Origin of the sequence: Nostoc sp., from assembly GCF_036917635.1 — a bacterium.
GTDB lineage: Bacteria > Cyanobacteriota > Cyanobacteriia > Cyanobacteriales > Nostocaceae > Nostoc.
Map to the genome: position 1 here is coordinate 71,659 of NZ_JBALCW010000022.1, position 7,316 is coordinate 78,974.

Below are 7,316 nucleotides of genomic sequence, written 5' to 3' on the forward strand. Positions count from 1 at the left end.
ACTAATGACTAATGACCCAATACTTAATCTTCCAGTGATTTGCCTGGGACTTCCACAGCTTTGATATCAATTGTGCCTTCTGGTGTAAAGCGCTGAAAATGACTATTTTGTACTAACAGTGACTCTCCACAGTTAGGACACTGCAACTGACTGTTATTTAAACCTGTAAATTCATATCTACAGACGGGACACTGGTCAGCAACCAAGTTACGTTGCAGCCACCAACGAAAGCCAAAAAAAGCCACAATGGGTGCTAAAAACAGCAACCCGACAATAATTAGCAACGAATTAACCAACCAACCCAAGCCCAGTGATGCCAGCAACCAAATAACTGCCAGCAGGGTGAGCCAAGGGCGGAGATTTAAAAGATTCAATTGAAATGACTTAAAGCTCATTTTTTAAATGTCGTCCTGCTCTCCTTCTAGGATAGCGATTTTAGTCATTGGTCATTGGTCATTGGTCATTTGGACTCAAATGGACTTGATTACTGAAGATAGAAGAATTTTTTGTAAGTGCTGTTGAAAGGCATCTATGCCAAACAGAGCGATCGCTTGTTCTCGTAGCCACTCTCCATTACATCGCCGATCATTCCCTTGAAGCATTTCTATACAAGCCGTTGCTACCGCATCAGGGCTGCGGTGTGGGACTCGCCATCCTAGTTTACCATCTTGCAAAGGATCGGCTGAACCATCGTCGTCACCGGATAATACAGGCACTCCACAAGCCATTGCTTCTAGATAAACTATGCCAAAGCCTTCTTGCGAAGGCATAATATAGGCATCAGCAAGGCGGTAATGTTCAATTAATTCTTCTGTAGCAACAAAACCAGCAAATACGACGCGATCGCTCACACCTAAAGATGCAGCTAGTTTAGCTAATCGCGGTTGGTCATCACCGCGACCTATTACCAAATATTTCACTTCTGGGAAAACTTGAGCGATTTGTGGTAATGCCCGAATCGTTACATCTACACCTTTGTAAATATCCCCTGACCATAACCGCGCTACTGTCATTAACACCTTAGCACCAGTTAAGCCATACTTATTTCCTAATTCTGGCTGCTTGGAACCAGGAGTAAATTTATCCCCGTCAATTGCACAAGGCATCATCTGTACCCTTTTCGGGTTTAAACTATTAGCAGCACAAGCGCGATCGCGGCTGTAACGACTAATTGTCCAAATTCCAGCTGCTGATGTCAGGGCGCGACGTTCTTGATTTTTGAGCGGTTCCCAGACTTCTTTACCATAAGTTAGCACGGTGTAACGAATCCCCAAGGCCTGACAAAGAGTTTGTACTAATACTCCTAAGTTAATATGACCGCAGAAAACTTGTTCTGGACGGTTTTGCAACAGACACTTAAGTAAAGCTGCTGCCATTTGTAGTCTCCCAAAATAGGGAGACTGATTTTTAAAGTAATGAAATTTTAAGTTCTTGTCTTTAAACGGATTTAAGCTATCAGGACTATCGCGCAGCAAAAAGACTTCCGCTTTGTAGATTTGGCTCAATCCCAGATAGGCACGAAAAATATCTTTTATATATGATTGGATACCGCCTTCGTGGGCAAAAATTTCTAAAAACACGAAGACATGATTAGCTTTTTTGTTAACTTTATCACCTAACTTGAGGTTTTCTGTCACTGTTGTGATAGGCATGTTAGGTTATTTACACTCGTGGTAAGGGGGCGATGCCTGCGGCAAGGACTTCATCCAACGCACCGCTTTGTAACCGCTCTAAATCTGTTTTTACCATTTTTTCTAAAAGCTCCTCAAAGCTGACTTGGGGTTCCCAACCAAGGTTTATTTTAGCTTTACTGGGGTTAGCTACTAGTTGAAAATGCTCATCTTGTCGCAATAAACTGCTATTTAAAACTACATGATGCGTCCAATCCAATCCCACAGATCCAAAGGCTGCGGCAACTAAATCTCTAACACTGTGCAGTTTCCCAGTGCCTATTACATATTCTTCTGGCTCATCAATCTGCAACATGCGCCACATTGCTTCTACGTAATCTCCTGCAAAGCCCCAATCGCGTTTGGCATCTAAATTACCCATTTCTAAGGTGTCAGTTAAACCCAATTTAATCGATGCAGCTGCCAAAGAAACTTTACGTGTAACAAACTGAGGTGGCCGCAGAGGAGACTCATGGTTATATAAAATTCCACTACAGGCAAATAGCCCATAGCGCTGTCTGTGATGCACCATTGTCCAGTGGGCGTGCATTTTGGCCGCAGCATAGGGATTTTTGGGGCGAAAAGGCGTTTCTTCATCTTGAGGCGAAATAAATACATCGCCAAACATTTCTGAACTGCTGGCTTGATAAAATCTGGTGGATAAACCAACCTTTCGTACTGCTTCCAAAAGCCTGGTAGCCGTACCAGTTATCAAATCCAGAGTTCCCAATGGGTCGTTCCAAGAGTCAGGTACAAAACTGGGAGCCGCCAAATTGTAAATTTCTTGGGGACGCAGTTGTTCAACTGCGGTCAACAAGGCTGTATTATCCCTCAAGTCAACCGTAAAAATTTCTACCTGATTTGCCAGTGTTCCCAGTTTGGCCAAATTAGGTTGTCGATGCGGGGGTACTAATCCTACAACTCGGTAACCACGGTTGAGGAGCAAATGGCTGAGATAGTAGCCATCTTGACCAGTTATTCCTGTAATTAGGGCTGTCTTAATCATATTTTCTCTATCTCTTTAGGCACAAAATGGCACTTGTTAGAGAACAAAAAATAAGACTCTCAACAGTGCTGACAAATATTAACAAGGGAGCTAGCGTAACTCGAATGTTATCTTTACTGTATTCATTAATTCTTTTTATACAAAAAGATTCTTTGAGGCTTTACAAAAAAATCATAATAAATAAGCAATTTTACGTAAAAAACATATTACCCCAATCCAGATAATTTTGAAAAAGAGTATACTTTTATCAATAAAATAACTATATATTTGACCGAAGACTGCTTTTGCTCGTGCTGCTGTTTTTACGTAAGATTTATTTATGTTTAAAGTAAAAATATTTATTTCGAGACGCAAAGCGCGTTCGCCTTTGGCGTCTCGGAGAGAGAAATAATCTGTCCAAGTTTCAGTAGCCCTAAATTTATATTATGGCGTTTTCTCCTCTGTCCTCTGCCTCCTTTCCTCTTCTTTGACTGCTTCACTTTTATCGTAAGTTCAAGGGTTTAAGAACCTGCAATCTCTTATGTAGCATCAGTTTCAGTCGGGGTTTAAATCCTCGTCTGAAATTTCTAAAATGTGTGAATGCGTGAATTGTTAATTTTGTGCTTCTTGAGAGTATTTGACGATGAGGAGGCAATTTCTACCATCTAGACCACGTTCGTATACAACACGGTCAGCCAAACGGCGCAGGAGAAACCATCCATACCCGCCTACTTGCAGCGTACCTGGCTCTGGCTCTGCGATCGCATCAGGATTGAAAGGTTTTCCATAATCCCAAATTCTAATCTCTAGTCGGTCAATCCATAGATAAATTTTAATCTCAATGGTTGTTTCCGGGGGTAAAGCATGATGAGCGTGGCGAACAGCGTTGGTAAAACCTTCTGCTAATGCTAAATTTAGGCGATCAAGTTGGGTTTTTGACCAGCCAAGTTGAGACAAATGTTGCAGACAAAATTGCTCAAACCATTCTTGCACCTGGTTTAGGAGACTTAGTTCGCTCTTAACCGTCAGATGGTCTTGCTGCACTATGCTAAACATTAACTGTGACTTAAATATAAGTAAACCCAAGTTGCTAGTTATTAAATTTTGCACTATTCGCAGAATTTCTTTGATATAGAAAAATCTAAATTGAGATATTCTATGTCCCAAAAGACAAAACATGAACGATTTTGACATTTCGAGAATTGTAACTAGCAACTTAAGTTAAGTAAGTGAAAAATGTTTGTAATTGATGAATTTTGGTGATTTTAAATTTTGGAATAGTTTTTCCATCCAAAACTTCAGATTCCAGATGTAATCTGAATTATTAAAATTGACGCCTGTAAATTTCTTTCAAAAGCACATGTACATCTGCTCTTAAAACTCACAGGCGTCAAAGCACTTTCTGGTGACTAATTTAGAATAGTCCCAAGGTCAAAGATTTATCCAATGGCAAAGCAGCACCAATACCCAGCCACAAGGTGACAAGAGTACCAAAGAGGAAGACTGTGGTTGCAACTGGACGACGGAAAGGGTTTTGGAACTTATTAACGTTCTCAATAAAGGGAATGAGAATTAGCCCCACTGGTACTGAACCCATTGCTAACACTCCTAAAAGTTTGTTAGGAAGCGATCGCAAAATTTGGAAAACTGGATATAAGTACCACTCTGGCAAGATTTCCAATGGTGTGGCAAAAGGATTTGCTGGTTCACCGGTCATAGCGGGATCTAGCACAGCTAGAGCTACAATCGCAGCGAAGGAACCCATGATCACGATTGGAAATACGTAAAGTAGATCATTAGGCCAAGCGGGTTCACCATAGTAGTTGTGACCCATGCCTTTAGCTAGTTTGGCTCTTAACTGAGGATCGCTCAGGTCAGGTTTTTTTTGTGTTGACATTTTGAAATTTGCTCTCCTGCTTAAGTTAAATTAAAGCATTTGTGAAAGCTATCAGCTACTCGGCAACTCTAACCTGGCGGCAAACAGCGTTTGTCATTTCCACTCAGCCGCCTGGAGAGTCTCTACAGCTTTAGCCTTCAGATACAAGTGTTTGTTTTTTGGAACTTATCTACAATTAATTTCTTGTGTTTTATAAGTTTAAAACAAACAACTTCATCTGGGAACTGATAAATGTTGCCGAGGGCTAATAGCTGAGATTACAAAGGCCCGGAAATGCCTTGTTTGCGGATCATCAAGAAGTGAAATAGCATGAAGACTGCAATCAACCAAGGCAGTACAAAGGTGTGGGCGCTGTAATAACGAGTTAATGTTGCTTGACCAACACTGGAACCGCCGCGCAATAAGTCGGAGATTAGAACGCCAACTACCGGAATTGCTTCTGGTACGCCGCTAACGATTTTCACAGCCCAGTAGCCAATTTGATCCCAAGGTAGGGAATAGCCGGTGACTCCAAAGGAAACTGTAATCACAGCCAGGATGACACCACTTATCCAGGTCAGTTCGCGGGGCTTTTTGAAACCACCAGTCAGATAAACCCGGAAGGTGTGCAAAATCATCATCAATACCATCATGCTGGCAGACCAGCGATGGATGGAGCGAATTAGCCAACCGAAGCTTACTTCATTCATGATGTACTCCACTGAGGAGAAAGCTTCGGTGACTGTTGGTCTGTAGTAGAACGTCATCGCAAATCCAGTAGCAAACTGGATGAGAAAGCAAACCAGGGTAATTCCACCCAAACAGTAGAAGATGTTGACGTGGGGAGGGACGTACTTACTAGTGACGTCTTCAGCGAGTGCCTGAATCTCCAGGCGTTCCTCAAACCAGTCGGAAACGTTGGCCATACAATCTCAAGTTCCTAAAAGTCGGTTGCGGTTGATAAATTCCGAAGTTCTAAATCGGCGACCAAAATTCTGATGATCTCAAGCCTCGGCATCCTGCGGATTTGCCTTTAGGTTTTTCCCGTTCGACAAAGGGGTTGCCACAGGCTAGGGTAGCAGCAGAATTGTCTACGGACTTCTCATAAGCCGCCGCTTGTGACTTCTCTCCCAATTAGCAATTTTGGGATTTTAGTAAAGGCGAGTTTTGTTTGCTTGTCAGCTTTCAGGGTGCTAAGAGTCTTCAGAAACTTTACACTCTGTAAAGAAGGAATATATTGCGATCTCTTTACGCCCCTGCACAGAAAAAGGTGGACACAAAGTAGATTTTATCCTTTGATGAGTGGATACAACCCATCAGTTGACTGAACAACTTGATGAGAGAAATGCACCACTTCTATAAAAAAAGTAACATAATCGAGAGATAGATTTCATCAACAACATGAGCAAGTGAGCATTTCTAGGCAATTTGGGTTGAGGTGGAATTGATAATGGGGTTCATGAATAAACAAGTCTTTCGGGTTGGATTTTCATTGTTAATGGCGTTTTGGTTGGCGTTGGGTACGCTCACCCAGCCTGTGATGGCTTTGACGACGCAACAAAAGCTAGTTTCGGAAGTTTGGCGAATTGTTAATCGCACTTATCTAGATGAGACGTTTAATCATCAAAACTGGGCGGCTGTGCGGCAAAAGGTTTTAGAGAAGCCACTGACAGACTCAAATGCCAGTTATGCGGCAATTGGGAAGATGCTCTTGAGCCTCGACGATCCTTTTACGCGCTTTTTAGACCCAGAACAGTACCGCAGCTTACAGGTCAATACTTCTGGGGAACTAACTGGGGTAGGATTACAAATTGCCCTAAATCCTGAAACTGGGAAGTTGGAAGTAGTGGCTCCCATACCAGGTTCACCAGCAGATAAAGCAGGAATTAGACCACGCGATCGCATTCTCAAAATTGAAGGCGTTTCTACAGAAAATCTTACCCTAGATGAAGCTGCGACTAAAATGCGGGGACCTAGTGGCAGCCTTGTTACTCTTTTGATCGAACGCGACAAAGAGGCAGAAACGGAAATTAGACTGACACGCTCGCGCATTGCTCTTAACCCTGTGGTTTCAGATTTACGTGTTTCTACTGAGGGTAAGCCCATTGGCTACCTACGTCTCACACAATTCAATGCCAACGCTTCAACGGAATTGGCACACGCTATTTCTAGTCTAGAAAAAAAAGGCGCTGCTGCTTACATTCTAGATTTACGAAATAATCCTGGGGGACTATTGCAATCAGGAATTGAAATAGCCCGTCTGTGGTTAGACTCTGGTACTATTGTCTACACTGTGAACCGACAAGGCATTCAAGGTAGTTTTGAAGCCTTTGGGCCACCCCTGACGACCGATCCTCTGGTGATTTTGGTAAATCAAGGAACTGCTAGTGCTAGTGAAATTCTCGCTGGCGCACTCCAAGATAATGGTCGTGCCGAGTTGGTAGGCGAAACCACTTTTGGCAAGGGCTTAATTCAATCTTTATTTGAATTATCAGATGGTTCGGGCTTGGCAGTCACAATTGCTAAGTATGAAACTCCTCAACACCGGGATATCAATAAACTAGGTATTAAGCCAGATAAAGTGATTTCCCAAGACCCAATTAACCGCGAACAGATTGGCACCGAAGCGGATTTGCAATATCAAGCAGCAGTGGAACTTTTGAAGAAAGACTCGGTTGTAGCGGGAAAGGTTTGAGCCACTCCCCCGTTTTAAAAACGGGGGATTCAGGCATCAGACAGAGATTGCAGTCTGGGACTGTCTAACATCTCCTACGCCTAGAGTCGA

General features: G+C 42.6%; 8 protein-coding genes. 1 reads left to right on the forward strand and 7 read right to left on the reverse strand.

The genetic code is table 11. From position 1 onward, the window contains the following. Window positions 1–23 precede the first annotated feature (23 nt). The 7 genes from V7K32_RS07225 to V7K32_RS07255 all read right to left on the reverse strand — a co-directional run bounded on the left by V7K32_RS07225 (window position 24) and on the right by V7K32_RS07255 (window position 5,665). On the reverse strand, window positions 24–395 hold the full coding sequence (locus V7K32_RS07225) for a hypothetical protein (protein ID WP_334991642.1): 372 nt from the start codon (window positions 393–395) through the stop codon (window positions 24–26). A 75-nt stretch (window positions 396–470) separates the two neighbouring features. After that, on the reverse strand, window positions 471–1,652 hold the full coding sequence (locus V7K32_RS07230) for a glycosyltransferase (RefSeq protein ID WP_334991644.1): 1,182 nt from the start codon (window positions 1,650–1,652) through the stop codon (window positions 471–473). A 10-nt stretch (window positions 1,653–1,662) separates the two neighbouring features. Next, a complete protein-coding gene (locus V7K32_RS07235; protein ID WP_334991646.1) occupies window positions 1,663–2,676 on the reverse strand; it encodes a GDP-mannose 4,6-dehydratase in 1,014 nt (337 codons plus the stop codon). A gap of 591 nt (window positions 2,677–3,267) precedes the next feature. Then, a complete protein-coding gene (locus V7K32_RS07240) occupies window positions 3,268–3,711 on the reverse strand; it encodes an ATP-binding protein (protein ID WP_334991648.1) in 444 nt (147 codons plus the stop codon). A gap of 358 nt (window positions 3,712–4,069) precedes the next feature. Further along, a complete protein-coding gene (gene petD, locus V7K32_RS07245; RefSeq protein ID WP_334882991.1) occupies window positions 4,070–4,552 on the reverse strand; it encodes a cytochrome b6-f complex subunit IV in 483 nt (160 codons plus the stop codon). 257 nt (window positions 4,553–4,809) lie between these two features. Beyond that, a complete protein-coding gene (gene petB / locus V7K32_RS07250; RefSeq protein WP_100900603.1) occupies window positions 4,810–5,457 on the reverse strand; it encodes a cytochrome b6 in 648 nt (215 codons plus the stop codon). A 49-nt stretch (window positions 5,458–5,506) separates the two neighbouring features. Beyond that, window positions 5,507–5,665 carry a hypothetical protein gene (locus V7K32_RS07255; protein ID WP_334991649.1) on the reverse strand — a complete coding sequence of 53 codons (159 nt, stop codon included), beginning with the start codon at window positions 5,663–5,665 and terminating at the stop codon, window positions 5,507–5,509. Between the two features lie 316 nt (window positions 5,666–5,981). Between V7K32_RS07255 and ctpA the strand changes: the two genes are divergently transcribed. Beyond that, complete coding sequence (gene ctpA, locus V7K32_RS07260; RefSeq protein ID WP_334991650.1) at window positions 5,982–7,226, forward strand: carboxyl-terminal processing protease CtpA; 1,245 nt, start codon at window positions 5,982–5,984, stop codon at window positions 7,224–7,226. The last annotated feature ends 90 nt before the right edge of the window (window positions 7,227–7,316 follow it).

Excerpts from the sequence above, each read along its gene's own strand:
- V7K32_RS07225 (WP_334991642.1), bottom strand. The coding sequence starts at position 395 with ATGAGCTTTAAGTCATTTCAATTGAATCTTTTAAATCTCCGCCCTTGG.
- V7K32_RS07240 (WP_334991648.1), bottom strand. The coding sequence starts at position 3,711 with ATGTTTAGCATAGTGCAGCAAGACCATCTGACGGTTAAGAGCGAACTA.
- petB (WP_100900603.1), bottom strand. The coding sequence starts at position 5,457 with ATGGCCAACGTTTCCGACTGGTTTGAGGAACGCCTGGAGATTCAGGCA.
- petD (WP_334882991.1), bottom strand. The coding sequence starts at position 4,552 with ATGTCAACACAAAAAAAACCTGACCTGAGCGATCCTCAGTTAAGAGCC.
- ctpA (WP_334991650.1), top strand. The coding sequence starts at position 5,982 with ATGGGGTTCATGAATAAACAAGTCTTTCGGGTTGGATTTTCATTGTTA.
- V7K32_RS07235 (WP_334991646.1), bottom strand. The coding sequence starts at position 2,676 with ATGATTAAGACAGCCCTAATTACAGGAATAACTGGTCAAGATGGCTAC.
- V7K32_RS07230 (WP_334991644.1), bottom strand. The coding sequence starts at position 1,652 with ATGCCTATCACAACAGTGACAGAAAACCTCAAGTTAGGTGATAAAGTT.